Annotated in this window: 27 protein-coding genes, 2 pseudogenes and 1 riboswitch; of the genes and pseudogenes, 2 read left to right on the top strand and 27 right to left on the bottom strand. The window is 72.4% G+C overall.

Annotated elements, in window-relative coordinates:
- Nucleotides 1–25: 25 nt before the first annotated feature.
- From LJB74_RS19705 to LJB74_RS19680, 6 genes are all read right to left on the bottom strand, one after another.
- Nucleotides 26–937, bottom strand: a complete 912-nt coding sequence (locus LJB74_RS19705) for a diacylglycerol kinase family protein (protein WP_259310107.1) — start codon at nt 935–937, stop codon at nt 26–28.
- Entirely contained in the window at nt 934–1,755 is an 822-nt protein-coding gene (tatC, locus tag LJB74_RS19700) for a twin-arginine translocase subunit TatC (protein WP_259310106.1), read from the bottom strand. Before tatC ends, LJB74_RS19705 begins: the two co-directional genes overlap by 4 nt.
- A 45-nt stretch (nt 1,756–1,800) precedes the next feature.
- Nucleotides 1,801–2,121, bottom strand: coding sequence for a Sec-independent protein translocase subunit TatA (gene tatA, locus LJB74_RS19695; protein WP_259310105.1), 321 nt, complete (start codon nt 2,119–2,121; stop codon nt 1,801–1,803).
- 97 nt (nt 2,122–2,218) lie between these two features.
- Entirely contained in the window at nt 2,219–2,551 is a 333-nt protein-coding gene (locus LJB74_RS19690; RefSeq protein WP_259310104.1) for a hypothetical protein, read from the bottom strand.
- 24 nt (nt 2,552–2,575) lie between these two features.
- Nucleotides 2,576–3,556, bottom strand: a complete 981-nt coding sequence (locus tag LJB74_RS19685) for a YafY family protein (protein ID WP_259310103.1) — start codon at nt 3,554–3,556, stop codon at nt 2,576–2,578.
- The gene (locus LJB74_RS19680; RefSeq protein ID WP_259310102.1) at nt 3,549–4,535 is read right to left on the bottom strand and encodes a YafY family protein; all 987 of its coding nucleotides are present in this window, start codon (nt 4,533–4,535) and stop codon (nt 3,549–3,551) included. The genes LJB74_RS19685 and LJB74_RS19680 overlap by 8 nt, the downstream gene beginning before the upstream one ends.
- Nucleotides 4,536–4,641: 106 nt before the next feature.
- Here LJB74_RS19680 and LJB74_RS19675 point away from each other — a divergent pair, with 106 nt between their 5' ends.
- Nucleotides 4,642–5,817 carry a DUF3866 family protein gene (locus LJB74_RS19675; RefSeq protein ID WP_259310101.1) on the top strand — a complete coding sequence of 392 codons (1,176 nt, stop codon included), beginning with the start codon at nt 4,642–4,644 and terminating at the stop codon, nt 5,815–5,817.
- Between the two features lie 11 nt (nt 5,818–5,828).
- Here the strand turns inward: LJB74_RS19675 and LJB74_RS19670 are convergent, their stop codons facing one another.
- The 13 genes and pseudogenes from LJB74_RS19670 to LJB74_RS19615 all read right to left on the bottom strand — a co-directional run bounded on the left by LJB74_RS19670 (nt 5,829) and on the right by LJB74_RS19615 (nt 16,088).
- Nucleotides 5,829–6,206, bottom strand: coding sequence for a PH domain-containing protein (locus LJB74_RS19670; protein ID WP_259310100.1), 378 nt, complete (start codon nt 6,204–6,206; stop codon nt 5,829–5,831).
- Nucleotides 6,207–6,313: 107 nt separating this feature from the next.
- Entirely contained in the window at nt 6,314–7,162 is an 849-nt protein-coding gene (hisG, locus tag LJB74_RS19665; RefSeq protein WP_259310099.1) for an ATP phosphoribosyltransferase, read from the bottom strand.
- Nucleotides 7,163–7,221: 59 nt separating this feature from the next.
- A complete protein-coding gene (locus tag LJB74_RS19660) occupies nt 7,222–7,485 on the bottom strand; it encodes a phosphoribosyl-ATP diphosphatase (RefSeq protein ID WP_259310098.1) in 264 nt (87 codons plus the stop codon).
- Between the two features lie 61 nt (nt 7,486–7,546).
- Nucleotides 7,547–8,014, bottom strand: a complete 468-nt coding sequence (gene ribH / locus LJB74_RS19655) for a 6,7-dimethyl-8-ribityllumazine synthase (RefSeq protein ID WP_259310097.1) — start codon at nt 8,012–8,014, stop codon at nt 7,547–7,549.
- Nucleotides 8,011–9,345 (bottom strand): GTP cyclohydrolase II, encoded by a 1,335-nt coding sequence (ribA, locus tag LJB74_RS19650; RefSeq protein ID WP_259310096.1) that lies wholly within the window; start codon nt 9,343–9,345, stop codon nt 8,011–8,013. Before ribA ends, ribH begins: the two co-directional genes overlap by 4 nt.
- Entirely contained in the window at nt 9,342–10,013 is a 672-nt protein-coding gene (locus LJB74_RS19645) for a riboflavin synthase (protein WP_259310095.1), read from the bottom strand. The genes ribA and LJB74_RS19645 overlap by 4 nt, the downstream gene beginning before the upstream one ends.
- Nucleotides 10,013–10,765: a RibD family protein gene (locus tag LJB74_RS19640; protein ID WP_310650878.1), complete on the bottom strand. Its 753-nt coding sequence runs from the start codon at nt 10,763–10,765 to the stop codon at nt 10,013–10,015. The genes LJB74_RS19645 and LJB74_RS19640 overlap by 1 nt, the downstream gene beginning before the upstream one ends.
- Entirely contained in the window at nt 10,675–11,115 is a 441-nt protein-coding gene (locus LJB74_RS20725) for a deaminase (protein WP_310650898.1), read from the bottom strand. Before LJB74_RS20725 ends, LJB74_RS19640 begins: the two co-directional genes overlap by 91 nt.
- A 146-nt stretch (nt 11,116–11,261) precedes the next feature.
- Nucleotides 11,262–11,423: riboswitch (FMN riboswitch) on the bottom strand.
- 145 nt (nt 11,424–11,568) lie between these two features.
- Complete coding sequence (gene rpe, locus LJB74_RS19635; RefSeq protein ID WP_259310094.1) at nt 11,569–12,237, bottom strand: ribulose-phosphate 3-epimerase; 669 nt, start codon at nt 12,235–12,237, stop codon at nt 11,569–11,571.
- Nucleotides 12,238–12,272: 35 nt separating this feature from the next.
- A pseudogene (locus tag LJB74_RS19630) lies at nt 12,273–13,810 on the bottom strand (RsmB/NOP family class I SAM-dependent RNA methyltransferase).
- On the bottom strand, nt 13,807–14,754 hold the full coding sequence (gene fmt / locus LJB74_RS19625; RefSeq protein WP_259310093.1) for a methionyl-tRNA formyltransferase: 948 nt from the start codon (nt 14,752–14,754) through the stop codon (nt 13,807–13,809). The pseudogene LJB74_RS19630 and the gene fmt overlap by 4 nt, the downstream one beginning before the upstream one ends.
- Before the next feature lie 10 nt (nt 14,755–14,764).
- A complete protein-coding gene (locus tag LJB74_RS19620; RefSeq protein ID WP_259310092.1) occupies nt 14,765–15,448 on the bottom strand; it encodes an HAD family phosphatase in 684 nt (227 codons plus the stop codon).
- A gap of 49 nt (nt 15,449–15,497) precedes the next feature.
- On the bottom strand, nt 15,498–16,088 hold the full coding sequence (locus tag LJB74_RS19615) for a hypothetical protein (protein WP_259310442.1): 591 nt from the start codon (nt 16,086–16,088) through the stop codon (nt 15,498–15,500).
- A gap of 308 nt (nt 16,089–16,396) precedes the next feature.
- On the opposite strand from LJB74_RS19615, the gene LJB74_RS19610 reads away from it, so the two are divergent.
- A complete protein-coding gene (locus LJB74_RS19610) occupies nt 16,397–17,056 on the top strand; it encodes a hypothetical protein (protein WP_259310441.1) in 660 nt (219 codons plus the stop codon).
- A 234-nt stretch (nt 17,057–17,290) separates the two neighbouring features.
- Here the strand turns inward: LJB74_RS19610 and LJB74_RS19605 are convergent.
- From LJB74_RS19605 to carB, 8 genes and pseudogenes are all read right to left on the bottom strand, one after another.
- Nucleotides 17,291–17,599 (bottom strand): annotated as a pseudogene (locus LJB74_RS19605) (primosomal protein N'); the annotation flags it as partial.
- 105 nt (nt 17,600–17,704) lie between these two features.
- A complete protein-coding gene (metK, locus tag LJB74_RS19600) occupies nt 17,705–18,913 on the bottom strand; it encodes a methionine adenosyltransferase (protein ID WP_259310091.1) in 1,209 nt (402 codons plus the stop codon).
- Nucleotides 18,914–19,010: 97 nt separating this feature from the next.
- A complete protein-coding gene (gene coaBC, locus LJB74_RS19595; protein WP_259310090.1) occupies nt 19,011–20,204 on the bottom strand; it encodes a bifunctional phosphopantothenoylcysteine decarboxylase/phosphopantothenate--cysteine ligase CoaBC in 1,194 nt (397 codons plus the stop codon).
- 22 nt (nt 20,205–20,226) lie between these two features.
- Nucleotides 20,227–20,499 carry a DNA-directed RNA polymerase subunit omega gene (gene rpoZ / locus LJB74_RS19590; protein WP_259310089.1) on the bottom strand — a complete coding sequence of 91 codons (273 nt, stop codon included), beginning with the start codon at nt 20,497–20,499 and terminating at the stop codon, nt 20,227–20,229.
- 102 nt (nt 20,500–20,601) lie between these two features.
- Nucleotides 20,602–21,168 carry a guanylate kinase gene (gmk, locus tag LJB74_RS19585; RefSeq protein WP_259310088.1) on the bottom strand — a complete coding sequence of 189 codons (567 nt, stop codon included), beginning with the start codon at nt 21,166–21,168 and terminating at the stop codon, nt 20,602–20,604.
- A gap of 116 nt (nt 21,169–21,284) precedes the next feature.
- Nucleotides 21,285–21,596: an integration host factor, actinobacterial type gene (gene mihF / locus LJB74_RS19580; protein ID WP_259310087.1), complete on the bottom strand. Its 312-nt coding sequence runs from the start codon at nt 21,594–21,596 to the stop codon at nt 21,285–21,287.
- A gap of 100 nt (nt 21,597–21,696) precedes the next feature.
- The gene (gene pyrF, locus LJB74_RS19575; protein ID WP_259310086.1) at nt 21,697–22,608 is read right to left on the bottom strand and encodes an orotidine-5'-phosphate decarboxylase; all 912 of its coding nucleotides are present in this window, start codon (nt 22,606–22,608) and stop codon (nt 21,697–21,699) included.
- The gene (gene carB / locus LJB74_RS19570) at nt 22,605–25,952 is read right to left on the bottom strand and encodes a carbamoyl-phosphate synthase large subunit (RefSeq protein WP_259310085.1); all 3,348 of its coding nucleotides are present in this window, start codon (nt 25,950–25,952) and stop codon (nt 22,605–22,607) included. The genes pyrF and carB overlap by 4 nt, the downstream gene beginning before the upstream one ends.

Raw genomic sequence — 25,952 nt, 5'->3', positions numbered from 1 at the left:
GCGTCCGATCGCCGGGACGGATCCCTCAGGCCAGCACGTGCACGGCTCCGGCGCGCACGTCGGCCCGCAGCGGCAGCATCGCGACCGGCTCGCCGTCGGCGAACGCCAGAGGCGGTGCGGCCCCGAGCCCGGTGGGCTCGATCAGGACGGATCGTGTCCGGAACACCTGGACCGCCGGGTGCTCCACGTGCCGACCGCTGTAGATCCGTGGGAAGACACGTACGACACCCGACCGCGAGAGCGGCCCGGCGACCACCACGTCGATCAACCCGTCGTCCATCGACGCGTCCGGAGCGATCCGCATCCCCCCACCGAAGAGCGGGGCGTTCGCGACCGCGACGACGGTGCCGGCCGATTCCCACACCCCCGCGTCGTGCGTGACCCGGAAGCCGTACGGCCGGAGCGACCTCAGGACCGACCCGAGAGCCCGCACGTAGCGCCCACCGCCCTGCGGCCACGTGAGCTCGTTCGCCCTCGCGTTCACGGCAGCGTCGACCCCGCACGAGAGCGCGCCGAGATACCACTCGACGCCGTCCCCCTCGGGGGTACTCACGTGCACAGCGTCGATCGGACGGGCCCCGTGCACGAGACCGTGCTCGATGGCCTGCACCGAGGCACGCACCTCGTGTCGTGGGAGCCCGAGGGACCGTGCGATGTCGTTCCCGGTCCCCCCAGCGACGATGCCGAGCGGGAGCGCGGTTCCGGCGACGACGTTGGCGCCCAGGTGGACCATCCCGTCTCCGCCGACGACGACGAGGGCATCGACCCCGGCGAGGATCTCGCGGCGCGCGTTGCGGGTCGCCTCGGCGATCGTCCCGGCGGACAGATCGATCACGTCGTGCCCGCGCGACCGCAGCAGACTCGTCGCGTGCGAGCCGAGCCCTGTCCCTCGACCCCGTCCGGCGGTCGGGTTGACGACGACGCCGAGCCGGCTCACCGACCGCTCTCAGCCGAGCGTGTGGACTCCCCCGGTGGCGTGGTGTCCGCATCCTCTGGGTAGGTCCCGTCGAGACGCGGCAGGCCCTGCGCGAGTCGATCGCGGTCCACGCGACGGTCATGCAGCATGCCGATGCCCACCGCTGCGAAGTAGAGGAAGCAGATCGGGAGGGCCAGCACGATCATCGTCACGGCATCAGGCGTCGGGGTCATCACGGCCGAGAAGACGAACGCCGCCATCACCGCCCAGCGCCAGCCCTTGGCCCAGGTCCGGGCCTGCACGAGGCCCGCGAAGTTCACGGCCACCATCACGACCGGAAGCAGGAAGGCCAGCCCGAACGCGAGGATCAGGCGCATGACGAAGCTCAGGTACGTCTGCGCGTCGATGTAGTTGACGGCGTTCTTCGGCGTGAACTCGGTCAGCAGGGCGACGGCGTTCGGCAGCGCCCACCACGCGAGATACGAGCCCACCAGGAACAACGGGACAGAGGCGGACAGGAAGCCCACGGCGTACAGGCGTTCCTTACGGGTCAGCCCGGGCGTGATGAAGGCCCAGAGCTGGTAGATCCACCACGGGCTGGTCACGAGCACCCCGAGGAACAGCGACACCTTGATCTTCATGTCGAACGACGTCGCGACGCCGGAGAAGTTCAGGGCGACCACGCCGTGGCGTGCCGCCCCCGCCTTGAGGAGCGGCTCCTGCAACGCACCGAACACCGGGTCGTAGAGGATCCACCCGATCACTCCACCGACCACGAGGCCGATCACGGCGAGGACCAGTCGTTTGCGCAGCTCGATCAGGTGAGCGCGCAACGGCATTCGACCGCCCGTCGAGGAGCGGTCCGGACCTGGGGCCATCGAGGATCAGGCCTGGGGTGCGGAGCCGGGGGGCGGCGCCTGATCGGGGCCCGGGGACACCGGTGGCGTCGTGGGCGGCTCCGCACCAGCGGGCGACGAGTCCGGTGGTGCAGCCGGAGAAGGTGACGGCTGCTCGGCGGGTGCCGGCGCCGACGGCGGCACGGGCGCGGTGTCGTCGGCCTTGAGGTCCTTGATCTCGTTCTTGAAGATCTTCAGTGACTGACCGATGCTCTTCGCCGCGTCGGGGAGCCGCCTGGCACCGAACAGGAGCACCACGATGATCAGCACCACGATCACATGGCTGAGCTGCAGACCGTTGCGGAACATCGGACCCCTCCGTAGGAACCTGTCGTGCGGTTCATGCTAGGCCACCGACCGCACAGCGCCCCCGGCGCGGACGGTGCTGCTCACCGACCGGTGGACGTCAGTGCGTGAAGCGTCGCCAGCTCTCTGCCGTGGCCTGCCGCCGCTCCTCGCGGCCGGCCCGGCGCTGCTCGGTGCGGTGGCGGACCTCGGCGCGTGCCCGCCGGGCCACCACCGGGTCCGCGAACGGGTCGCGCGCCGCACGAGCCGCCTCGAGCGCCTCCGCGGCCTCTGCGAGTGCGGTCGCCTGCACGGACAGCTCGCCGAACACCTCGGCCGCACGCCCGAGCTCCTCGGCCAGCGCACGCGCCTTGCGCCACAGGTCACGCGCCAGGAAGAACGCGCCCACCAGCGTCCCGAGCACGAGCCCCGTCCAGACGGTGAACCACAGCATGGACGTCAGCGTATCCGTCCAGGCTCAGCTCGAGGCCCGGTCGACCGGCGTCGCCGCGTACGCGCTCAGCGCGTCTCTCGCGACCTGCGCCACCTCGGCAGCGACAGTCGCCGGCCGCACCGAGCGGACGTCGCCCGCGATCTGCAGCAGAAGGTGCCGGAGCCAGGACGGGTCGACGACCCTCAGGTCCACCTCGAACGACCCGTCGGGGCGGTTCCGGACGCTCTCGACCGGCACGGTCTCGGCCACCCACCGCGCCCTGCTCTCGAGCTCGAGCGTGACCAGCTCGGCGTCCTGGTCCGGGTGGAACGCGTCCTCGTGGTCGGACCTCGGGTGGTCGACGACCGGCACGTCGAGCATCTCCGCCGACAGCACCCGGTCCATCCGGAACAGGCGCTCCGCCCGGGCCCGCCAGCACCAGGCGACCAGGTAGGTGCGCCGCTCACCCGTGACGAGCCGAATCGGGTCGACCTCGCGCTCCCCCACGACGTCAGCCGAGGTCACGTAGCGCAACCGGAGCCGTCGACCGGACTGGAGCGCCGCACCGACGGCCGCGTTGACCGCAGGCACGCCGTCAGTGGCGAGCCGGACGTCGACCACGGTCGCCGCCTCGCCCGTCGCCGCCGTGAGCTTCGTGAGGACCGATTCGAGGACGGCGAGTCGATCCGCGTCGAGACCGGCGACCAACGACTCGCGCATCGCGCGCAGCGCAGCCACCAGGGCGATGGCCTCGCGCGTCCCGAGGCGGAGCGGCCGGGTCATCCCGCGGCTCTGCGTGACCCGCACGACGCCCTGCTCGAGCGCGGCGGCGTCGAAGTCGATCAGGTCGTGCGGCCAGTACCCGGGGGTTCCCGTGAGCCACAGCGTGTCGATGTCGTCGATGACCTGCCGACGCGGCACCTGGAACTGCTCGGCCAGCTCCTCGACAGGCACCCCACCGTGACGCTCGAGGTAGGCGATCATCCCGAGCAGCCGGACCAGTCGGTCGGGTGCACGCTCAGCCATGGTCAGCCTCCGAGACGATGTCCCCGCTCGCGGCCGCGCCGCGCACTCCCCGGTCGAGGGCGGCCGCGGTCTGCAGACGCGCGACGACCTGCTGCCTGAGCTCTTGCGGCTCGAGCACCACGACGGCGTCGCCGTAGCCCACCACCTCGTCGACGAACGCCGTGATCGACGTGTAGGGCACGTGGATCAGGTCGCGATCGGACGGCGTCGCGGCCGACCGATCGTCGGGAGCGGACGTGTCAGCGTCCGGGACGCTCACCGCACGGGATCTCAGGGCGCTCGCCCGTTCCGGACGCACCGCCAGGCGGGCGACGGCCGACGTGTCCGCGCGCCGCGAGTCGAGCACCGTCGCAGGGTCGACCCCCGCCGGCACCACGAACGACCCAGCCGGCCCGGTCGCTCTCACCGCGCCCTCGACCCGACTGAGCCGGAACGACCGGGGCGCCGCCCGGTCACGGTCGAAGCCGACCACGTACCAGCCGCCTTCGCGAACGAGCAGCCGCCAGGGTTCGAGCACCCGCGTGCGCACCTCGCCGGTGCTCGCCGCTCGATAGCTGAAGGTGACCGCCTGGTGCGCGTGCACGGCGTCCAGCAGCGGCCCGAGAGCCGCGCCGGCCGCAGGGACACGTGGGGCGAGCCCGGCGACGAGGTCCCCCGCCTCGGGCCCCGAACCGACCGCGCGCAGCTTCGTCAAGGCGCGCGTCGCATCCGTGCGGAGGGAACGGTCCTGCCAGAACTGAGCCGCGAGCGACAGCACACCGAGCTCCGCCGCCGTGAGGTCGACCTGCGGCATGGCGTACGCGTCCTGGTCGACCCGGTAGCCGATGTCGTCGCCGTGCCCTCGTCCCGTCACCGTCACGATCGGGATGCCGAGGTCGCGGAGCGCATCCTTGTCCCTCTCGAACATTCGTTCGAAGGCGTCGTCCGACGTCGCGTCACCGTATCCCGCGACCGTGCTGCGGATCTGCTCCTTCGACATCCGACTCCCCCGTGTTGACCAGGGCGATGACGAGGTTGAGCAGCCGTTCGGCTGGAGGGATCGGGTCGGCCACGGCACCACGGTAGTAGCCCGGTAGCGTGATGCCGTGATCACGTGGCGCGCAGGGACCGTGGTGTCGTTCGGACCGGCCTGGCGCGGAGCCCTCGAGCTCGTCGTCGAGGTGGACGGCGCGCCAGGGACAGCGTCCGACCCAGCCGGAGGAACGGCTGCTCGACCCGGTCCCGGTCCGGCGTGCGTGCGGGCCCTCGCCTACCCCGATCTCGTCGGTCCGATGGAGCGCGGTGCGCGCGTCCTGATGAACGTGACCGCGCTCGACCGGGGGCTCGGGACGGGCGGCTACGCGCTCGTCGTCGCCCGCACCGATCGCCTGCCCGCGGATCCGGCACCTGCACCGGGCCATCTCGTCAAGGCGCGATACACCCCGCTCCAGACGATGGTGCTCGGCGTCGACGACCAGGAGTCCGACCACCACGACGTGCTGCGCGACGCGGAGGACCTCGGGGGGATGCCGGTCGTCGTGGCCGACCTCCACTCGGCCGTCCCGGCGATCGTCGCCGGTGCGCGCCACTCGGCCGCTCTGTCCGGTCGCCCCGCACCTCGGGTCGCGTACGTCATGACGGACGGCGGCGCGCTGCCGGCCGGGTTCTCCCGCACCGTGGCGGAGCTCCGCGCAGCCGGATGGCTCGCGTCGTGCGTGACCGTCGGTCAGGCCTTCGGCGGTGATCTCGAGGCTGTCACCGTCCACATGGGGCTTCTCGCCGCGCGCCTCGTGGTCGAGGCGGACCTGGTCGTCGTCGCACAAGGTCCGGGCAATCTCGGCACCGGCACCCGCTGGGGGTTCTCCGGAGTGTCGGCCGGCGAGGCGATCAACGCCGCGGCCACCCTGCACGGTCGCCCGATCGCTTCGCTCCGCGTCTCGGGGGCCGACGCGCGCCCTCGTCATCACGGTGTGTCCCACCACTCGCTCACGGCGTACGGGCAGGTGGCCCTCGCGTCTGCCGACGTCGTCGTCCCGGTGTTCCCCGCCGAGTCCCCGCTCGCTGCCCTCGGCGACAGGATCACCGTTCAGGCCGCTGAGCTCGGCGCACCCGCCGGACGGCACCGCCTCGTCCGGGTGGCCGCGGGCTCGGATCTGCGCGACGCCCTTGCCGGCACCCCGATCCCGCTGTCGACCATGGGCCGTGGTCTCGACGACGACCCGGCCGCGTTCCTCGCCGCCGCAGTGGCCGGGGTCCACGCGGAGGCGGTCGCCGTCCGCTGAACGGCGCCGCGTCAGCTGTCGCGCTCGACGTGCGTGTGCAGCGCGACGAGCGTCGCGAGGCGCCGTGACTCGTCGACGGCGCGCGCGCCGTCGGACTCCTGCACACCCATGACGGCGAGCGTGTCGCCGTCCGCGAGGTCGAGCTGCACCCACGGACGCCCTGACCCGAACCGGACCGACACGATCTCCGCCCAGGCGAGCCGCCGCGTGAACACGAGGTTCCGCACCGTCAGGCCATCCGCATCCGGCACGGCGCTGACCGAGGCCTGCCGCCACAGGAACGCGACGATCGCCGCTCCGACCGCGAGGATGCCGAGGCGGTCCGGCAGGGCGAACGCGTTCGACCCGTCGGTCGGGAGGGCGATCGCAAGGACGGGGGTGAGGACCACCACTGCGACTGCGAACGACAACGAGACCGCACGCGCGAGACGAGGCCGGAACGGGGCGTGCAGGGAGTCCTGCGACCCGGAACCCGATCTGTCGCCGCGCGGCACGGTCACAACCGGCACGCGTGGATGGACGTCACCAGGATCGCGCGAGCTCCCACGTCGTACAGCGCATCCATCACCGCGTTCGTCTCGTCACGGCGGACCATGGCCCGGACCGCGGCCCAGTCGCGGTCGTGCAGGGGTGACACGGTCGGGGACTCGAGACCTGGGGTGATCGCGACGGCGGCCTCGACCTTCGTCAACGGGATGTCGTAGTCCATCAGCACGTACTGCCGTGCGGTGAGCACACCCTGGAGCCGGCGCGTGAGCACCTCGAGGCCCGCGGGCACCGCGCGGTCGGAGCGACGGACGAGCACCGCCTCCGAGCGGAGGATCGGCTCGCCGAAGATCTCGAGGCCGGCCGCACGGAGCGTCGTACCGGTCTCGACGACGTCCGCGATCACGTCCGCGACACCGAGCTTGACGGCCGTCTCGACCGCGCCGTCCAGCCGCACGACGCCGGCGATCGGGATCCCGCGCCGGCTCAGGTGATCGGCGACGAGAACCGGGTAGGACGTCGCGACGCGCTTGCCGGAGATCTGGGCGATCTCCGACATCTCACCTGCCGGCGCGGCGAACCGGAACGTCGAGCGCGCGAAGCCGAGCTCCAGGTGCTCCTCCGCAGCAGCGCCGGAGTCGAGCAGCAGGTCGCGGCCGGTGATCCCGGCGTCGACGGTGCCCGCGCCCACGTACAGCGCGATGTCACGCGGACGCAGGAAGAAGAACTCGACGTCGTTGGCCGGGTCGGCGAGGACGAGCTCGCGGGAGTCCCGCCGCTGGCGGTACCCCGCCTCTCGGAGCATCTCGCTGGCCGGCTCCGACAGGGAGCCCTTGTTCGGGACGGCAATTCTCAGCACGGGGCCCTCGGGTTCAGGACGGGCGGGAGTCGGGCGCGACCCCGCAGGGAGCCAACAGGTCAGAGGTGCGTGTACACGTCGTCGAGCGTGAGACCGCGCGCGAGCATCAGCACCTGCAGATGGTAGAGGAGCTGAGAGATCTCCTCCGCGGTGCGCGTCTCCCCCTCGTGCTCGGCGGCCATCCAGACCTCGGCCGCCTCCTCGACGATCTTCTTGCCGATCGCGTGGACACCGGCGTCGAGCTCGGCGACCGTGCCCGATCCGGTCGGGCGGGTGGCGGCCTTCTCGGCCAGCTCGGTGAACAGGGACTCGAACGTCTTCACAGGAGTGAGCCTAGACGGACCGTGGTCCGACCAGGTGCCGCGTCCAGCGACCGGGCGGGGGTCACAGCGCGCGGAGCGCGACCGCGGTCGCGACGGCCGCCTCCGCCGCCTCGGCTCCCTTGTCCTCACGCGACCCGGGAAGACCGGCGCGCTCGAAGGCCTGCACCTCGTTGTCGCACGTGAGGACTCCGAAACCGATCGGCACACCGGTCCGGACCGCGACGTCGGTCAGACCCATGGTCGCCGCCGAGCAGACGTACTCGAAGTGCGGCGTCCCACCGCGGATCACGACACCGAGGGCCACGACGGCGTCGAAGCCCTGCTGAGCGGCACGTGCCGCCGCCACCGGCAGCTCGAACGACCCGGGCACCCGCACGATCGTCACGTCCGTGACGCCTGCCGCCTCCAACGCCCGCTCGGCACCGCCGAGCAGACCGTCCATGATCTGGGTGTGCCAGCTCGCCGCGATCACGGCGACCCGCAGCCCGGTGCCGTCGGTGGTGACTCTCGGTGCTCCTGCGCCGCTCACGCCGTCTCCTCGTCGTCGGTGGTCGGGGCCGAGTCGACGGGCCCGACCGGCACGTCGCTCAGCAGATGGCCCATCAGCTGAGCCTTGGTCTTCAGGTACCGCGCGTTGTGCGGGGTGCGCCCGACCTCGATCGGCCGCACCTCGACGACGTCGATCCCGTGCGCGGTGAGCCCCGCGACCTTGGCCGGGTTGTTCGTCAGCAGCTGGATCCGGTCCAGACCGAGCTCATGCAGGATCGCCGCCGCCGCACCGTACTCCCGCCGGTCCGCCGGCCACCCGAGGTCGATGTTCGCCTCGACGGTGTCACGGCCCTCGTCCTGGAGGGCGTAGGCCGAGATCTTCGCCAGGAGGCCGATCCCGCGCCCCTCGTGGCCGCGCAGGTACACGACCGCGCCGCCCTCGCTCGCCGCGGTCGCCAGGGCGGCGTCGAGCTGCGGGCCGCAGTCGCACCGTGCGGACGCGAACGCGTCGCCGGTCAGGCACTCGGAGTGCACGCGCACGACCGGGACGCCACTCGCCGCTCGCTCGGAGACCATCGCGACGTGCTCCGACCCCGTCCGCAGGTCGCGGTACCCGTGGATCCGGAACACACCGTGCCGGGTCGGCAGCGCGGCCGTCCCGGTCTCGTGGACGCGTGGGCGCAGTGCTGTGCCGGTCCCGGTGCCGTCCGGCGCGCTCTCGCGCACCGGCAGGTCGCCGTGGGAGGTCCGCCAGGCGATCAGGTCGGCGATCGTCAGCAGGACGAGCCCGTTCGCCTGCGCGACGGCGGACGCCTGGCCGAGGCGAGTCATCGTGCCGTCGTCGTTCACGAGCTCGGCGATCGCACCGACGGGTTCGAGCCCCGCGAGCCGGCAGAGGTCCACCGCTGCCTCGGTGTGGCCCGAACGGTGGAGGACGCCGCCGGGAACCGCCCGGAGCGGCAGCACGTGCCCCGGCCGGATGAGGCTCTCCGGGCCCGACGCCGGATCGGCCAGCACCCGCAGCGTGGACGCCCGGTCCGCCGCGGAGATGCCGGTGGTCACCCCACGCGCCGCGTCGACCGTCACGGTGTACGCGGTTCGTCGCGGATCCTGGCTGTGCGGCACCATGAGCGGAAGGTCCAGGGCGTCCGCGCGGGCCGCCGGCATCGGGGCGCACAGATATCCCGACGAGTGGCGGATCGTCCATGCGACCCACTCCGGTGTCGCCGACTGTGCCGCGAGGATCACGTCGGCCTCGTTCTCGCGGTCCGGGGAGTCGGCGACGAGCACCGGTCGACCCGCGCGCAGGGCGTCAAGCGCCTCCTCCACCGTGCCGGTCCGGATGGGTGTCGGTGCCGTGTCGGTGCTCATCGTGCGTCCTGATCCCTCTGACTGTCGGTCGGTTCCGTGCTGCTGTCCTGCCCCGTGCGCGGCGGTGCACCCGCCGCCAGGAGCCGTTCGACGTACTTCGCGATCACGTCCACCTCGATGTTGACCCGACCGCCGATCCCGAGACCGCCGAGAGTCGTCTCGCTCAGAGTGGTCGGGATGAGCGACACGCCGAAGACGTCCGACCCCACCGACGTCACGGTCAGCGACACGCCGCTCACGGTCACCGAGCCCTTCTCGGCCACGTAGCGTGCCAGGTCTGCTGGGATCGTGATCTCGACGTCGTCCCACCGTGGACCAGGAGAACGCCGGGTGATCACGCCCACGCCGTCCACGTGCCCCTGCACGACATGCCCGCCGAGCCGCGCATCCGCCCTCACGGCGCGCTCGAGGTTCACCGGCGAGCCTGGCTGCAGATCGCCGAGCGCAGTGCGCCGTAGCGTCTCGGGCATCACGTCCGCGACGAACACCCCGTCCCCCGGCAGCTCGGTCACCGTCAGGCACACGCCCGAGACGCAGATCGAGTCGCCGCGGTGGACGTCGGACGTCACGCGTGGCCCCCTCAACGTCAGCCGGGCGTCGTCCTCCGGTCCGCCCGGGTGGACGATCTCCACGACCTCTCCGACCTCTTCGACGATCCCGGTGAACATCAGTGCTCCTCCTGGTGGACGGTGGTGGCGGACGACATGGTTGCCGGTGACGATCCGGCCGCGAGCGACGTGACCGATGCGCCGGTCGCCGTCGATCCGGGCGTGGCCGATGACGTGGGCGTGGCGACGATCAGCACGTCGGGCCCGAGCGACATCAGGTGCTGCGGGCTCAACCGGATCGCCTCGGCGATCGTGCCGATCCCGAGATCGAGCACGCTGGTTGCGCCGGCACCCAGCAGCACCGGCGCGACGTACGCGTGGAGCTCGTCGACGACGCCCGAGCGCAGGAACGCGGTGGCCAGGGTCGGACCTCCCTCGACCAGGAGGTGACGCACCTCGCGCGCCGCCAGGGACGCCATGACCTCCGCCACGTCGTGGGTGCGCAGGACGACGAGCTCTCCACCGGGGCCATGGAGCCGCGCCGCACCCGCGACGTCGCGGTGCCCGACGACCACGCGCAGCGGCTGGTGCTCGAGGAGCGCACCCGACGGTGCCCGTGCGGTCAGCGACGGGTCGTCCTCGAGCGCCGTGCCGGTCCCGACGGCGATCGCGTCGACGCGCTCCCGAACCGCGTGGGCGTGCGCACGCGCCTCCTCCGACGTGATCCACCGGCTGGATCCGTCGGCCGCCGCGACCCGACCGTCCAGGCTGCTGGCGAGCTTCAGCGTGACGAACGGTCGCCCGGACCTGACAGCATGCAGCCAGACACGCAGGAGCTGCTCACCGTCGGTGCGAAGGTAGCCGCCGACCACGTCGACCCCCGCGCACGGAGCGAGGCGGCGCCTCCCGCCGCGGCACCGTTCGGGTCGGGAACGGCGTAGACGACACGCGAGACCCCTGCGTCGGCGAGGGCGACCGCGCACGGACCCGTGCGCCCGGTGTGGTTGCAGGGTTCCAGGGTGACCACGGCCGTGCCTCCACGCACGTCGAGCCCCCGCGCACGAGCGTCGTCCAGGGCAGCGACCTCGGCATGCGCCGTCCCGGCGCCCCGGTGCCACCCTTCGCCGACCACGGTCCCGGAGGTACTCAGGAGAACGCAGCCGACCTGCGGGTTGGGCCCGTGGGACGGCCCCTGGGCGGCCAACGACAGCGCGCGGTGCATCGCCGCCGACTCGACCGGCGTCACCGCATCTCCGCGCGTCATCATCCCCACCTCCCGGGCAGCCGTCGCGCTCCGGGGTGAGGTCGGCAACGCCGCATCTGCCGCGTCGCGAACCACGGCCCGTCCGGCTCACGCCGAACGCACCGCCACGTACTGCCTCCCATCCGGACTTTCACCGTCGGTCCTGGAGTTCCACCAGGTCAACCGCGCCGCGACCGCCTCCGCACCGTCAGGTGCGGACACCGTCACGACTCGGGTCGCGGACTGTCACCGCCGGCTCGGAATTGCACCGACCCCGGAGCACGTGTATGTGTTCTCGCCAACGATGATGCCACACCTGGCATTCCCCCACCGACACCGCAGTCCGTGCCGACACGGCACCCGTCGGTCTCGCGATCACGGCCAGGATCTGACGAGGTCGCCACTCGGGTCACGACGACGTCATCGCCCGGATCAGGACGACCGGCTCGCCGCCTCGGCCAGCGCCCGGAGCGCGTCGATCTCGGCCGGGATGTCCGGGGCCCCGTACACCGCCGACCCGGCGACGAAGACGTCCGCACCCGCCGCCGCGATCGTCCCGATCGTCGCGCGCGAGACCCCTCCGTCCACCTGGACCCGCACCGGGGCCCCGGAGGCCGTGATCGCCGCGCGCGTGCGGCGGATCTTCGGCAGCGTCCCCTCGATGAACGACTGCCCGCCGAACCCCGGTTCGACCGTCATGACGAGCACCATGTCGAACTCGGGGAGGAGGTCGACGAGCGGCTCGACCGCCGTGCCGGGACGCAGCGCCACCCCGACCTTCACGCCGATCCGGCGCAGCTCGCGCGCCAACCGCACCGGGGCGCTCGCGGCCTCGAGGTGGAACGTCACCGACGCGGCCCCGGCCTCGGCGAACGCCGGGGCCCAGCGGTCCGCGTCGTCGATCATCAGATGCACGTCCAGCGGCACCGGCGAGACCTCGGCGAGCCGCGTGACGACCGGTAGACCGATCGTGAGGTTCGGGACGAAGTGGTTGTCCATGACGTCCACGTGGGCGTAGTCCGCCCGGGCGATCGCGCCGAGATCTCTCTCGAGGTTCGCGAAGTCGGCAGACAGGATGCTCGGGTTGATCAGGATGCCCACCCGGCCAGCCTAGTCAGGCATGCCGCGCGTCCCGGTCAGGCGCGGCGACGCAGCAGCGTCAGGTGCATCGCGTCCGTGCCGTGCACGTGCGGCCAGAGCTGGACGTCGAACCGGTCCGCGAGGGGGATGTCGGCGCCGGCAACCGCCCGCACCGCGACCCGGGCGTCAAGCACCTCGACGTCGTCGCGCTTGCGCAGCACGTCGGTCACCACGAGCTGTGTCTCCGCGAGGTGCGGCGAGCACGTCACGTAGGCGACCACCCCACCCGGGCGCACCGCGTCGAGCGCCGAGGCGAGGAGCTCCCGCTGGAGCCCGCCGAGCGGGGCGAGATCCGCCGGGGTGCGACGCCACCGTGCCTCGGGTCGCCGCCGCAGCGCGCCGAGCCCGGTGCACGGCGCGTCCACGAGAACGCGGTCGTACGAACCGGGCTCATGCTCCCCGACCGCCCGGCCGTCGCCGGTGCGCACCTCCTCGACGGCGCCCGGGGGCAACGTGCCGAGGGCGCCACGCACGAGTCGGGCGCGGTGCGGTGCGACCTCGTTGGCGACGATGCGCGCACCACGCCCGACCGCGAGAGCTCCGAGCAGGGCGGCCTTCCCGCCCGGGCCTGCGCACAGGTCCAGCCAGCGCTCGTCGCGGCCCTCGAGCGGGACCGCGGCCAGCGCCTGGGCGACCAGCTGGCTGCCCTCGTCCTGGACTCCGGCGCGTCCGTCGCGGACCGCCTCGAGCGCGCCCGGGTCCCCGCTCGGCAGCACCACTGCCGTCGGCGTCCAGCGACCGGGCTCGGCACCTCCACGCGCCTGGTCGAGCACCGTCGCGACGTCCACGAGACCGGGCCGTGCGACGACCGTGACCAGTGGGGCCGCGTTGTCCGCCGTGAGGAGCTCGGTCAGCTCGGTCACCGACCGCCCGTTCCCGACCAACGCCTCGCGCAGCGCCCGCGTGATCCAAGCCGGATGACTCTCCGTGGCCGACAGTCGTGAGACGACGTCGTCCCCGCTCGGGTCAGCGGCATCCCCGATCCGCACCAGCCAGTCCTCGAGCGGGATGGCCGACACCGCACGAAGCACGGCGTTCACGAACTGCGCGCTGCCCGCACCCACCCGCGAACGCGCCAGTCCGACGGTTTCCGAGACTGCCGCGTGGGCCGGGACCCGCATCCCGAGCAGCTGATGTGCGCCGAGCCGCAGCAGGTCGAGCACCGGCGGGTCGATGCGGTCCAGGGGCCGATCCTGCGTGCACTGCGCGAGGATCGCGTCGTAGCGCCCCCGCATCCGGAGGGTTCCGTAGGTGAGCTCGGTCGCGAACCCGGCGTCCCGCCCGCGGATCCCCGCTCGCGCAGCAACGGAGGGAGCACCAGGTTGGCGTACGAGTCGCTGCCGTCCACAGCCCGCAGGACGTCGAAGGCGACGGTGCGCGACGCGTCGGCGGAGCGCCGACGCTCGGCAGGCGCCGTGGACGATCGCGTCGACGTCCCGGCGGCACGCGCACGTCCGCGCTCGTGCCCGGCCCGGTCGCGGCGCCCGGCGCCGCCGCCGTCCTGACCTGCGCCCGACGAGCCCTCGCGCCTCACGACTGCGACAGCCTCTCGCCGAGAACCGTTCCCTCCGTCGGCCGGGCACCACGGGCCCAGGCGGTCGCCGCCATGAGGCGACGCCCTGCCGGTGCGACCTCGGTGAGCTCGACCGCATGGCTGCCAGTGCCCACCAGGACGGCCTCCTTCGTGACCCTGATCTCTCCGGGTGCGAGGTCGGTGACGTCCGGCCGCGGCAGGACGGGGGCGAGCTTGAAGCGTGCGCCGTCCGGGGTCGTCGTCCAGGCGCCCGGGTTCGGCGTGCAGCCGCGCACGCGTCGGTCGACTGCGTAGGCCGGGTGCGACCAGCGCACGCGCGCGTCCTCCACCTCGAGCCGCGGGGCGAAGGACAACCCGTCCGAGGTCTGCGGGACCGGCTGGGCGCTTCCGTCCGCGATCGCGTCGAGGGTCGCCACCATGAGTCCGGCGCCGGCGGTGGACAAGCGCGCCAACAGGTCGCCCGTCGTGTCACGCGGGCGGATCAGCTCCGTGAGCATCCCGAACACCGGACCGGTGTCGAGGCCCTTCTCGATCCGGAAGGTCGTCGCGCCGGTCACCTCGTCGCCGGCGATCACCGCGTGCTGCACCGGCGCCGCGCCCCGCCAGGCCGGGAGGACCGAGAAGTGCAGGTTGACCCACCCGAACCGGGGGACGTCGAGAAGGTCAGCGGGGAGGAGGGCGCCGTACGCGACGACCGGTGCACAGTCCAGGTCGAGGGCCACCAGTCGCTCGCGGACCTCGGGGGCGCGCAGCGACGTGGGGGTCAGCACCTCGATCCCGGCCTCGAGCGCGCGCTGCTTCACGGGGCTCGCCGAGACCGTGCGGCCACGACCGCTCGCCGCATCGGGACGGGTGAGCACCGCCACGACCTCGTGCTCCGAGTCGAGCAGGGCCTCGAGGACGGGAACGGCGACCGCGGGGGTGCCGGCGAAGAGCAGACGCATGGCGTCGATCCTAGGCGCCGGACGGCTCGTCCCTCGCCGTCGACCGGGGACGCCGACGTCTGACCGTCACGGGAGGACCCCCCACGGCCACGAGGTCGCGCCGGAGCGTGTCGGCGTCCTCGAACAGCAGGCCCACGTACCCAGCCGTCCGCGCCGCCTCGACGTTGGCGAGGGAGTCGTCGGCGACCACCGTCCTGGCGGGGTCGAGCCCGAACCGGTCGCCGAGCAGCGCGAAGATCGTGGGGTCAGGCTTCGCGACGCCCACCTCGCCCGACACGAGCACCCCCTCGAGGAGCGAGATCGCCGGCGCGACGGTCTCCGCAAGAGGAAACGTCTCGGCCGACCAGTTCGTCAGCCCGAGCACACGACGACCGGCGGCGCGGACATCGCGCACGAGGTCGTCCGAGCCCGGGACGGGGCCGCGCAGCGAGTCACGGAAGTGCGTGATGTACAGGTCGAGTGCCCGCAGGTGTCCCGGATGCCTGGCCGCCAGCCACTCCCGGGCATCGGCCCAGGACCGTCCGCGGTCCTGCTCGTGGTTGAACGACGCGAAGTCCACCTCGGTGAAGAAGCGCGTCACGTCGACCGGGTCCATCCGGCCGACGAAAGGTGCACGGGGATCCCATCTGATCAGCACGTTCCCGAGGTCGAACACGACCGTGTCGATCCGTCGTCCTGCCGCTGCATCCGCCATGCGGTCGCCCCATCCTCTCGATCACCCTGTGCGCCACCGAACGATGTCGCTACAACAGCTCCACGGGGTCGATCTGGACCCGGACCGTGCCCCCCTCGCGCCGCGCGCTACGGGTCGCCATCGACACCTTGACGGCTCTCGACAACGCGTCCGCGACGGCGAGCGGGGCGCGGACGACCGCGCGGACCTCCTGCGCGAGGGGGCTCAGCTCCATCGTCGCCGGCCCGTCGACGGCGACCGGACCGAGGACCTCCGCACCGTCGGGGAGATCGATCCGGGCCACGACCGCCTCGACCGCATCGCGCGAACCCGTGAGCGCAGCGACGCGTACCGCAGGCGGGAGCCCGAGCTCTCGGCGCTCGACGAGCTCACGTGCGGCGAAGCCCGCCGGGTCCCACCGCACGAGCGCCTGGGTGGGCCCCGGGGCTGCATCACCGACGAGGACGACGACTCCCCCGTCGCTCGCCGGCCGCACGAGCGAGGCGGCCGACAGCCACCGGTGCAGAGCCTGCTCCCCGACCTGCAGCGACGGACGTGACGTCGAGATCGCCGCGTCCAGGAGTGCCGCGACGTGGTACCCGGACGCACAGCGCGGCTCGGCGCCGATCGTGGCCACGACCAGCGCCGGTCGGTCGGGCACCTCGGCGAGGACTCCCCCGGAGCACCTGCCCCGGACAGCCGCACCGGTACCCCGGGGAACGCGCGACCGAGCTCCTCGGCGGTGCGCTCGGAGCCGACCGTGACGGCACGCAGCGCACCAGAACCGCACGCGGCGCATCGCCACGCCGAGGCCAGACGGCCGCACCACCGGCACTCGGGAACTCCACCCCGCGTCCGCCGGACCCCGAGCGGGCCATGACACGTCGAGCAGCGCGCGACCGTGCGACACGTGCCGCAGGCGACCACGGGCAGATACCCGGCACGCGGCACCTGAACGAGGACAGGACCATGCTCCAACCCGCTCCGCAGCGTGCGCCACACCTCGCCAGGAAGGCGTGCGGCCGCCGCCGGTCCCTCCCGCGCGAGCTCGACGGAGGTCAGTGCCCGTACCCGAGGGGTGCGTCGGCGGACCTTGTCCCGGTCTGCCTCGACAGCGTGGGCCCACCCGCGCTCGACGAGCTGCTGGGCAGCCGTCGAGCGGGTCACCGAACCGAGAAGGACGGCGCAGCCATCGACCTCACCGCGCCCGACGACGACCTCGCGGGCATGCACGTAGGGCGCTCGCGGCTCCTGATGGAGCTCGTCCCGGTCGTCCCAGCAGACGGCAAGGCCGAGGTCCTGCACCGGTGCGAACGCCGCCGCCCGCGTCCCGATCACCACGCGGGCGTCTCCCCGAAGCGCCGCGAGGAACGCCCGGTACCGGGGAGCCGGGCCGTCGTCCGCGACCAGTCGGACGTGACCCGGCACGTCGGGCGACGCCGACGCCGACCACGGCGCGATGCCGACCTCGGCCAGCGCACCTGCCATCTCGTCCACGTCGCGAGCCGACGGGAGCACGACGAGCGCACCTCGCCCTCCGACGACTGCGGCGGCCACCGCCTGAGCGATCGCCGACGCCCACCGATCGGTGCCGGTGCCGGGCAGCGCCGTCCACACGGCACGGGGTGAGCGCCCCGCGACGAGATGCTGGAGGAACGCAGCTCCCCCGCGGTAGTCCGCCCACGCCGACGAGGACAACGCCACGCCACCCGCCGCCACCCGGGTCTCGCGATCCGCCGCACTCACGCCCTCGTCGGACGAGGCACGTGACACGACCTCCGCCTCGACCCGCGCATGCCGGGGCGGGATCGCGAGCCGTAGCACGTCGACCAGCGATCCCGCGTACCTGTCGGCGAGCCGGCGCGCGAGACGCAGCACGCCCGGCGTGAGCACGGGGACGGGCGACACCACCCGACGCAACGGGGTGAGCTTCCCGTCGTACTCGGCCTCCTGCGTCCGGGCGACCAGGAAGCCGTCGACGTCCTGCGCGCCGAAGCGCACCTTGACCCGCGTCCCGGGTTGCGCAGCGACAGCCATCGAGGCCGGTACCACGTACTCGAACGTGTGGTCCAGATGCAGCGGGGGCAGGTCCACGTAGACCTGCGCGACCGGACGATCGTCAGCCACCTCGCCGATGGCCGACGTGGACCGGCGCCGGCGGGCCGTCGGCATGCCGGCGAGGGTCAGCTGCTCGCCGGTTGCCTCATCTGTCACGGAACCATCCCACCACCGACGACCGACTCCCGCCGTGCCGCCGCAGCCGGGCTGGGGATCGCCTCAGGACAACGCCGACCGGAGGTCGGCCACCCGATCGGTCCGTTCCCAGGTGAAATCCTCGAGCTCACGCCCGAAGTGCCCGTACGCCGCAGTCCGCTGGTAGATCGGCCGGAGCAGGTCGAGGTCACGGATGATCGCCGCCGGACGCAGGTCGAAGACCTCACGGATCGCGCCCGTCAACCTGTCGATCGGGACCGTGCCGGTGCCGAAGGTCTCGACGTACAGTCCGACCGGCTGGGCCTTCCCGATCGCGTACGCGACCTGCACCTCGCACCGTTCGGCAAGACCGGCAGCCACGACGTTCTTCGCGACCCAACGGGTCGCGTAGGCCGCCGAGCGGTCGACCTTCGACGGATCCTTGCCCGAGAACGCCCCGCCACCGTGACGGGCCATGCCGCCGTAGGTGTCGACGATGATCTTGCGGCCGGTGAGTCCGGCGTCGCCCTGAGGCCCTCCCACGACGAACGTGCCCGTCGGGTTGACCAGCAGCTGGTAGTCGCTGATGTCGAGGTCGAGACCGAGCTCGTCCAGCACCGGAGCGACCACGAGCTCCCGCACGGCCGGGGTGAGGTGCCTCTCGAGCTGCACGTCCGGGTCGTGCTGGGTCGAGAGCACCAGCGTGTCCAGACGTACCGCACGATGGCCGTCGTAGCCGATCGTCACCTGCGTCTTCCCGTCGGGACGGAGCCCGGAGATCACGCCCTGCTTGCGGACCAGCGCAAGTCTCTCGGCGAGCCGGTGCGCGAGCCAGATCGGGAGCGGAAGCAGCGACGGCGTGTCGTTGCTCGCGTACCCGAACATGAGCCCCTGGTCACCGGCGCCCTGGGCGTCGAGAGGGTCGACGTCTGCGGCGTCGTTCCGGACCTCCCAGGCCTTGTCGACGCCCTGCGCGATGTCGGGAGACTGCTGGCCGATCGAGACCGAGACCCCGCACGAGTCTCCGTCGAACCCGATCTTCGACGACGTGTACCCGATCCCCCGGACGACCTGACGCACCACCTGCGGGATCTCGACGTAGGCCGTCGTGCTGACCTCACCGGCCACGTGCACCAGGCCGGTGGTCACCATCGTCTCGACCGCGACGCGCGCAGCGGGATCCTGCTCGAGCATCGCGTCCAGGATCGCGTCGGAGATCTGGTCGCAGATCTTGTCGGGATGCCCTTCGGTCACCGACTCGGATGTGAAGAGGCGCAGCCCGGACGACGTCATGCGGCACAGCCTAGGGCGTCACGGCAGCGGAGCAGGAATCCGTCCGAGGTGCGACTGATGCCGCTGCGCTCACCGCCCGTTCCTCGACCGGTGCCACTCACCACGCGCGCAGCACGGCGTCCCAGACCGCGTGCGCGACATCGAGCTTCGAGCCGGTCACCGTCCCGACCACCGCGCCGTGGGCGTCGACGAGCGTCACGTCGTTGTCGAGCGACCCGAATCCTCGTCCATGGCCGACGGGGTTCACGGCCAGCAGGTCGGCACCCTTGCGCCGGGCCTTCGCCCGACCGTGCTCGAGGACGTCCGCGTCCGCGTCACCCGTCTCGGCCGCGAAGCCGACGACAACCTGTCCGGGGCGACGTTCGGCGACGAGCTCGGCCAGGATGTCGACGGTCTCGACGAGGTCGACGCTCAGCTGCGGCATCCCGACGTTCTTTTTGATCTTGGCGGCCGCGGCCTGCGCCGGCCGGAAGTCCGCGACCGCGGCGGCCATGACCACGGCGTCGGCCGCACCGGCGGCCTGACGCACGGCGTCGCGCAGCTCGGAAGCCGTCTCGACGTCGACGAGGTGCACCCCGGCCGGAGGCGGCAACGTCACGTTCGCCGCGACGACCAGCACCTCCGCCCCGCGCGCCACGGCTGCCGCCGCGAGGGCGTACCCCTGACGACCGGAGGACCGGTTCCCGAGGTAGCGCACGGGGTCGAGCGGTTCACGGGTCCCCCCCGTCGAGATCACCACCCGGCGACCACTCAGGTCCTCCGGACGGGCCGGCACGAGCGCGAGCGCGGCCGCCAGGAGCGACTCGGGCTCGGGAAGCCGCCCCGGGCCGCTGTCGGAGCCCGTGAGACGACCCGAGTCGGGCTCGAGCACGTGCACACCTCGCGATCGCAGGGTCGCGACGTTCGCGCGGGTCGCGGCGTGCGACCACATCTCCGTGTGCATCGCCGGTGCGAAGAGCACCGGGCAGCCGCAGGTCAGGAGCGTCGCGGTCAGGAGGTCGTCCGCCCGGCCCGACGCCGCACGCGCCAGCAGGTCCGCCGTCGCGGGAGCGACCACCACGAGGTCGGCCGCGCGGCCGATAGCGACGTGCGCGACCTCGTCGACGTCGTCGAACACGTCCGTCGTCACCGGCTCGCCGGACAGCGCCTCCCAGGTCGCACGACCCACGAACTGCAGCGCCGACCGGGTCGGCACGACCCGGACGTCGTGCCCGGACTCACGCAGCAGCCGCAGCAGCAGGACGGCCTTGTAGGCCGCGATCCCTCCGGCGACCCCGAGGACGATACGCACGGCGTGACCCGATGGTGGTCGGTCAGGAGGCCGCGGGCTCGCCGGTCTCCAGCGACAGAAGCCCCGCGTCGATCTCCCGCATCGCGATCGACAGCGGCTTCTCCTGCGGGCGCGTCTCGACGAGCGGGCCGACGAACTCGAGGAGCCCCTCGTTGAGCTGCGAGTAGTACGCGTTGATCTGACGCGCACGCTTGGCGGCGAAGGTCACCAGCGCGTACTTCGAGTCGGCACGGTCGAGCAACCGGTCGATGGGCGGGTCGGTGATGCCGATGGGGGCGGCGACGGTTCCAGACACGGACACTCCTGCACAGGGACGAATGATGGGCATCGAGGGTGCCGCGGCCGCGAGCGTCACGCAGGTGGCATCACGCAGGCCCAGCACCGGACTACCTGGAGTCTAGCGGGTCGGCAGTCCCATGGTCGCGATCAGCTCGTCCGTCGCCCGCGCGACGTCGTCGTTCACGATCACGTGGTCGAACTCCGCCTCCGCCGCCAGCTCGATCCGAGCCGTCGCGAGCCGGCGCTCACGCTCCTCCGGACCCTCCGTGCCCCGGCCCACGAGCCGACGCTCGAGCTCCTCGAACGACGGCGGCGCGAGGAAGACGAACCGCGCGTCCGGCATGGAGGCGCGCACCTGACGTGCGCCCTGGAGGTCGATCTCCAGGAGGGCGGGCTCCCCCTTCGCGAGCCGAGCCTCGACGGGTGCTCGCGGCGTGCCGTAGCGGTTCCGCCCGTGGACGACGGCCCACTCCAGGAGCTGCCCGTCCGCAACCATGCGGTCGAACTCGTCGTCGGTGACGAAGTGGTAGTGCACACCGTCGACCTCGCCGGGTCGTGGCGCACGCGTCGTCGCCGAGACCGAGAGCCAGACCTCCGGGTACCGGGCGCGGATGTCCGCCGAGACGGTGCCCTTCCCCACGGCGGTCGGTCCGGCGAGAACGGTGAGCCGGGCTGGCGTCGTCACGGGGTCGGGCTCCTGGGGTGGGTCGGTGGACCGCGCCGGGGCAGGCGTTCGCCACGGGAACGGCAGCAGGACGCGACCGTTGCACGCAGGAGATCATTCTCCTGCACGCGGCGCGTTCAGCCGAATCGCTCCACCAGGGCCTTGACCTGGTGAGGGCCGAGACCCCGGACCCGCCGAGTCTCCGAGATCCCCACCTCGGACATGATCGCGCGCGCCTTGACCTTGCCGACGCCCGGCAAGGACTCGAGCAGCGCGACGACCTTCAGCTTGCCGATGACGTCGTCCTGCTGCCCCTGCGCGATCACCTCCGAGAGCGAGCCCTGGGAGTACTTCAACCGGTTCTTGATCTCGGCACGTGCCTGCCGAGCCGCGGCTGCCTTCTCGAGCGCGGCCGCGCGTTGTTCGGGTGTCAACGGAGGAAGAGCCACGCGAGTTCACCTTCTCGTCACTAGGTCGGATCGACACTGAACCTAGCGAGGTCCAGCGCTCACAGCAATGCTCTCAGCAACCGGCGATTCGCGCCTTCCGTCAGGTCAGCGCCGTCGCGGCGTCGTCCCCGGCCCGGCGGGCTGCGTCCCGGACCGCGGCGACCGCGGGCCCGGCACCGAGCACCGCGCGTGACGACGACGCCAGCACGGCCCCACGCGCCGACCCGAAGACCTGCGCGAGCTCCGCCGCCCCGGCCCCCTGGGCGCCCACACCGGGCGCCAGGAGCGGACCCCGCACCGCCGACAGGTCGATGCCCAGCCGGTGCGCGGCGTCACCCGTCGTCGCGCCGACGACGAGGCCGAACGACCCGAGCACTCGGCTGGCGTCCTCGTCGTCCCGGCCGACCAGGTCCGCGCCGTTGAGCAGCCCGACCTCGTGGGCGATCCTCGCGGCGACGGACGTCCCGTCCGGTTCGGTCGCGTGCTGCACCTGCGCGCCCTCGGGGTTGGACGTGAGCGCCAGCACGAACAGGCCCCGCCCGCTCGCGCGCGCTGCCTCGACAGCCGGCGCGAGCGACCCGAACCCGAGGAACGGGGACACCGTGAGCGCGTCGCCCGCGAGCGAGGAGCCGTCGCGCAGGTACGCGTCGGCGTAGCCGTCCATCGTCGAGCCGATGTCCCCGCGCTTCGCGTCGACGATCACGAGCGTGCCGGACTCCCGACCTGCGGCGACGATCTCCTCGAGAACCGCCACGCCACGCGAGCCGTGCCTCTCGAAGAGGGCCGACTGCGGCTTGACGGCGGCGACGTGCCCGGAGACCGCCTCGAGCACCGTCAGCACGAACCGCCGCAGCCCCTCCGGGTCGTCCGCGAGGCCCCAGGCCGACAGCAGCGCCGGATGCGGGTCGATCCCCACGCACAGCGGTCCATGGGCGGACATCGCCGCTGCGAGGCGGGCGCCGAACGGCGCACGCCCGTCCGGTGCCTCGGCAGACCGGGTCGCGGAGCTCATGCGGATCTCCCCGCCACGGCCTCGGCGCGACGCCGGGACGCCGCGGCGTCGTGCTCCTGGAGGCTCGTCACCGCGAATGGTCCGGACCTCACCGCCTCGATCCCCTGCACCGCCGCAGCCAGCTGCTGAGTGGTCGTCACGATCGCCTTGTCGGCCGCAGTCGTCGCCGCCCGGATCTCGTACCCGTCCGCGCGGGCACCCTGACCTGACGGCGTGTTGACGACCATGTCGACCTCGCCCTCGCTGATGAGGTCGACGATCGTCGGCTCGCCACCCGGCCCACGGCCCTGCGACTGCTTGCGCACGACCCGTGAGGCGATCCCCGACCGGTGCAGCACGGTGGCCGTGCCCTCGGTCGCCAGGATCTCGAAACCGAGCTCGGCGAGCCGCCGCACCGGGAACACGATCTGACGCTTGTCGCGGTCGGCGACGGAGATGAACACCCGCCCGGACGTCGGCAGGCCGCCGAACGCCGCGGCCTGGGACTTCGCGAAGGCCGTCGGGAAGTCCACGTCGATCCCCATGACCTCCCCCGTCGACCGCATCTCCGGCCCGAGGACCGTGTCGACGACGAGACCGGCGGCGGTCCGGAACCGCCGGAACGGCAGGACGGCCTCCTTCACGGCGATCGGGGACGCGAGGTCGAGGACGGCGGCGTCGACCAGCGGGAGGATCCCGCGCTCGCGAAGGTCGGCGATCGAGTGGCCCGTCATGACCAGCGCCGCCGCCTTGGCCAGCGACACACCGGTCGCCTTCGAGACGAACGGCACGGTGCGCGACGCCCGCGGGTTGGCCTCCAGGACGTACAGGACGTCGGACACGAGCGCGAACTGGATGTTGAGGAGCCCGCGCACGCCGACCCCCCGTGCGATCGCCTCGGTCGAGGTCCGGATCCGCTCGAGCTCGGTCGTCGACAGCGTCACCGGAGGGAGCACGCAGGCCGAGTCGCCCGAGTGGATGCCGGCCTCCTCGATGTGCTCCATCACCCCGCCGAGGAACAGCTCCTCGCCGTCGTAGAGCGCGTCGACGTCGATCTCGATCGCGTCGTCGAGGAACCGGTCGATCAGGAGCGGTGGCATCTCCCGCGCCCCGAGGTCTGCCGCCTCATGGATCGCGCGCCCGACGTACTCGGCGAGCTGCGGCTCGTCGTAGACGATCTCCATCCCCCGCCCACCGAGGACGTACGACGGACGGACGAGCACCGGGAACCCGATGCCCCGCGCGACGTCGCGCGCCTGCTCGAGCGTCGTCGCCGTGCCGAAGGCCGGTGCGGGCAGACCCGCGACGGCGAGCACCTCACCGAACGCCCGGCGGTCCTCGGCCGCGTTGATCGCCTCGGGAGGCGTGCCGAGGATCGGCAGTCCGGCGTCGGCGAGGCGCTGCGCGAGCGCGAGCGGGGTCTGCCCGCCGAGCTGGACGATGATCCCCTCGACCGGGCCGACGGCGAGCTCGGCCTGGTACACCTCGAGGACGTCCTCGAACGTGAGCGGCTCGAAGTACAGCCGGTCCGACGTGTCGTAGTCGGTCGACACGGTCTCCGGGTTGCAGTTGACCATCACGGTCTCGAACTCGCCGCGCAGGGCGAGCGCCGCGTGCACGCACGAGTAGTCGAACTCGATGCCCTGACCGATCCGGTTCGGCCCCGACCCGAGGATGAGGACCGCGGGCCGCTCGCGCGGCATCACCTCGGTCTCCTCGTCGTAGGTCGAGTAGTGGTACGGGGTACGGGCCTCGAACTCCGCCGCGCAGGTGTCGACCGTCTTGAAGACCGGGCGCACCCGCAACGCCTGGCGCGCCTGGCGCACGGCGTCCTCGCTCGTCCCCCGCAGCTGGGCGATCTGGGCGTCCGAGAGCCCGTGCCGCTTCGCGTGCCGGAGCACCTCACGGTCGAGCACCGGCGCCGCCGCCGTCTCGGCCGCGACCTCGTTCACGAGGAGGACCTGGTCGAGGAACCACGGGTCGATCCCGGTCGCCCGGTACACCGCGTCGACACCGGCGCGCTCGTCGGCCGCTGCACGCAGGACCTGCTGCACCTGGATGAGCCGCCCCTCCGTGGGCCGGGTGATCGCGGTGAGCAGCGCGTCGAGCTCGGCTCCGGAGGGCACGGGACCCTCCCAGTGGAAGACCGAGCCCTTCTTGTCGATCGAGCGCATCGCCTTGCCGAGCGCCTCGGTGAAGTTGCGGCCGAGGGCCATCGCCTCGCCGACCGACTTCATGGTCGTCGTCAGCGTGTCGTCGGCCGCCGGGAACTTCTCGAAGGCGAACCGCGGAACCTTGACGACCACGTAGTCGAGCGTCGGCTCGAACGACGCCGGCGTCGAGCCGGTGATGTCGTTCGGGATCTCGTCGAGCGTGTAGCCGATCGCGAGGCGTGCGGCGATCTTCGCGATGGGGAACCCGGTGGCCTTCGAGGCCAGGGCCGACGATCGGGACACCCGGGGGTTCATCTCGATCACGACGACGCGACCGGTGTCCGGGTGCACCGCGAACTGGATGTTGCAGCCACCGGTGTCGACCCCGACCTCACGGATGACCGCGATGCCGATGTCCCGCAGGCGCTGGTACTCGCGGTCGGTGAGCGTGAGGGCCGGGGCCACCGTCACGGAGTCGCCGGTGTGGACGCCGACGGGGTCGACGTTCTCGATCGAGCACACGACCACGACGTTGTCGTGCTTGTCGCGCATCAGCTCGAGCTCGTACTCCTTCCAGCCGAGGATCGACTCCTCGAGAAGCACCTCGGTGGTCGGCGAGTAGTGCAGCCCCTGGCCGACGATCCGCCGCAGGTCGGCCTCGTCGTACGCCAGCCCGGAACCGAGACCGCCCATGGTGAACGACGGTCGCACGACCATCGGATACCCGAGGACGTCCGCCGCCGCGAGGGCCTCGTCGATCGTGTGGATGATCTCCGAGCGCGCGCTCTCCCCGCCGCACGTGGCGACGACCTGCTTGAACTGCTGCCGGTCCTCGCCCTTCTGGATCGCCGCGATGCTCGCGCCGATCAGCTCGACGCCGTACTGCTCGAGCACACCGGCCTCGTCGAGGGCGATCGCGGCGTTGAGCGCCGTCTGGCCGCCGAGGGTCGCGAGCAGCGCGTCTGGTCGCTCCTTGGCGATGATCGAGGTCAGCACCTCGGTCGTCAGCGGCTCGACGTAGGTGGCGTCGGCGAATTCCGGGTCGGTCATGATCGTCGCCGGGTTGGAGTTGACGAGGATGACCCGCAGGCCCTCGTCCTTCAGCACACGGCAGGCCTGCGTGCCGGAGTAGTCGAACTCGCACGCCTGCCCGATCACGATCGGGCCGGAGCCGATCACCAGGATGCTGGTGAGGTCTGTTCTGCGCGGCAC

Origin of the sequence: Cellulomonas sp. P24 (genome assembly GCF_024704385.1) — a bacterium.
In the GTDB taxonomy this organism is placed as follows: Bacteria; Actinomycetota; Actinomycetes; order Actinomycetales; family Cellulomonadaceae; genus JAJDFX01.
Note: the sequence above shows the minus strand (reverse complement) of the source record. Positions and strands in the feature narration are given on the sequence as shown.

Bases quoted from the DNA above. Each gene is read 5' to 3' on its own strand.
- LJB74_RS19685 (WP_259310103.1), bottom strand. From the start codon at position 3,556: ATGGCTGAGCGTGCACCCGACCGACTGGTCCGGCTGCTCGGGATGATC.
- LJB74_RS19680 (WP_259310102.1), bottom strand. From the start codon at position 4,535: ATGTCGAAGGAGCAGATCCGCAGCACGGTCGCGGGATACGGTGACGCG.
- tatA (WP_259310105.1), bottom strand. From the start codon at position 2,121: ATGTTCCGCAACGGTCTGCAGCTCAGCCATGTGATCGTGGTGCTGATC.
- ribA (WP_259310096.1), bottom strand. From the start codon at position 9,345: ATGAGCACCGACACGGCACCGACACCCATCCGGACCGGCACGGTGGAG.
- LJB74_RS19620 (WP_259310092.1), bottom strand. From the start codon at position 15,448: ATGGCGGATGCAGCGGCAGGACGACGGATCGACACGGTCGTGTTCGAC.
- LJB74_RS19610 (WP_259310441.1), top strand. From the start codon at position 16,397: ATGCTCCAACCCGCTCCGCAGCGTGCGCCACACCTCGCCAGGAAGGCG.
- fmt (WP_259310093.1), bottom strand. From the start codon at position 14,754: ATGCGTCTGCTCTTCGCCGGCACCCCCGCGGTCGCCGTTCCCGTCCTC.
- tatC (WP_259310106.1), bottom strand. From the start codon at position 1,755: ATGCCGTTGCGCGCTCACCTGATCGAGCTGCGCAAACGACTGGTCCTC.
- LJB74_RS19690 (WP_259310104.1), bottom strand. From the start codon at position 2,551: ATGCTGTGGTTCACCGTCTGGACGGGGCTCGTGCTCGGGACGCTGGTG.
- LJB74_RS20725 (WP_310650898.1), bottom strand. From the start codon at position 11,115: ATGCACCGCGCGCTGTCGTTGGCCGCCCAGGGGCCGTCCCACGGGCCC.
- metK (WP_259310091.1), bottom strand. From the start codon at position 18,913: ATGACGTCGTCCGGGCTGCGCCTCTTCACATCCGAGTCGGTGACCGAA.
- LJB74_RS19645 (WP_259310095.1), bottom strand. From the start codon at position 10,013: ATGTTCACCGGGATCGTCGAAGAGGTCGGAGAGGTCGTGGAGATCGTC.
- pyrF (WP_259310086.1), bottom strand. From the start codon at position 22,608: ATGAGCTCCGCGACCCGGTCTGCCGAGGCACCGGACGGGCGTGCGCCG.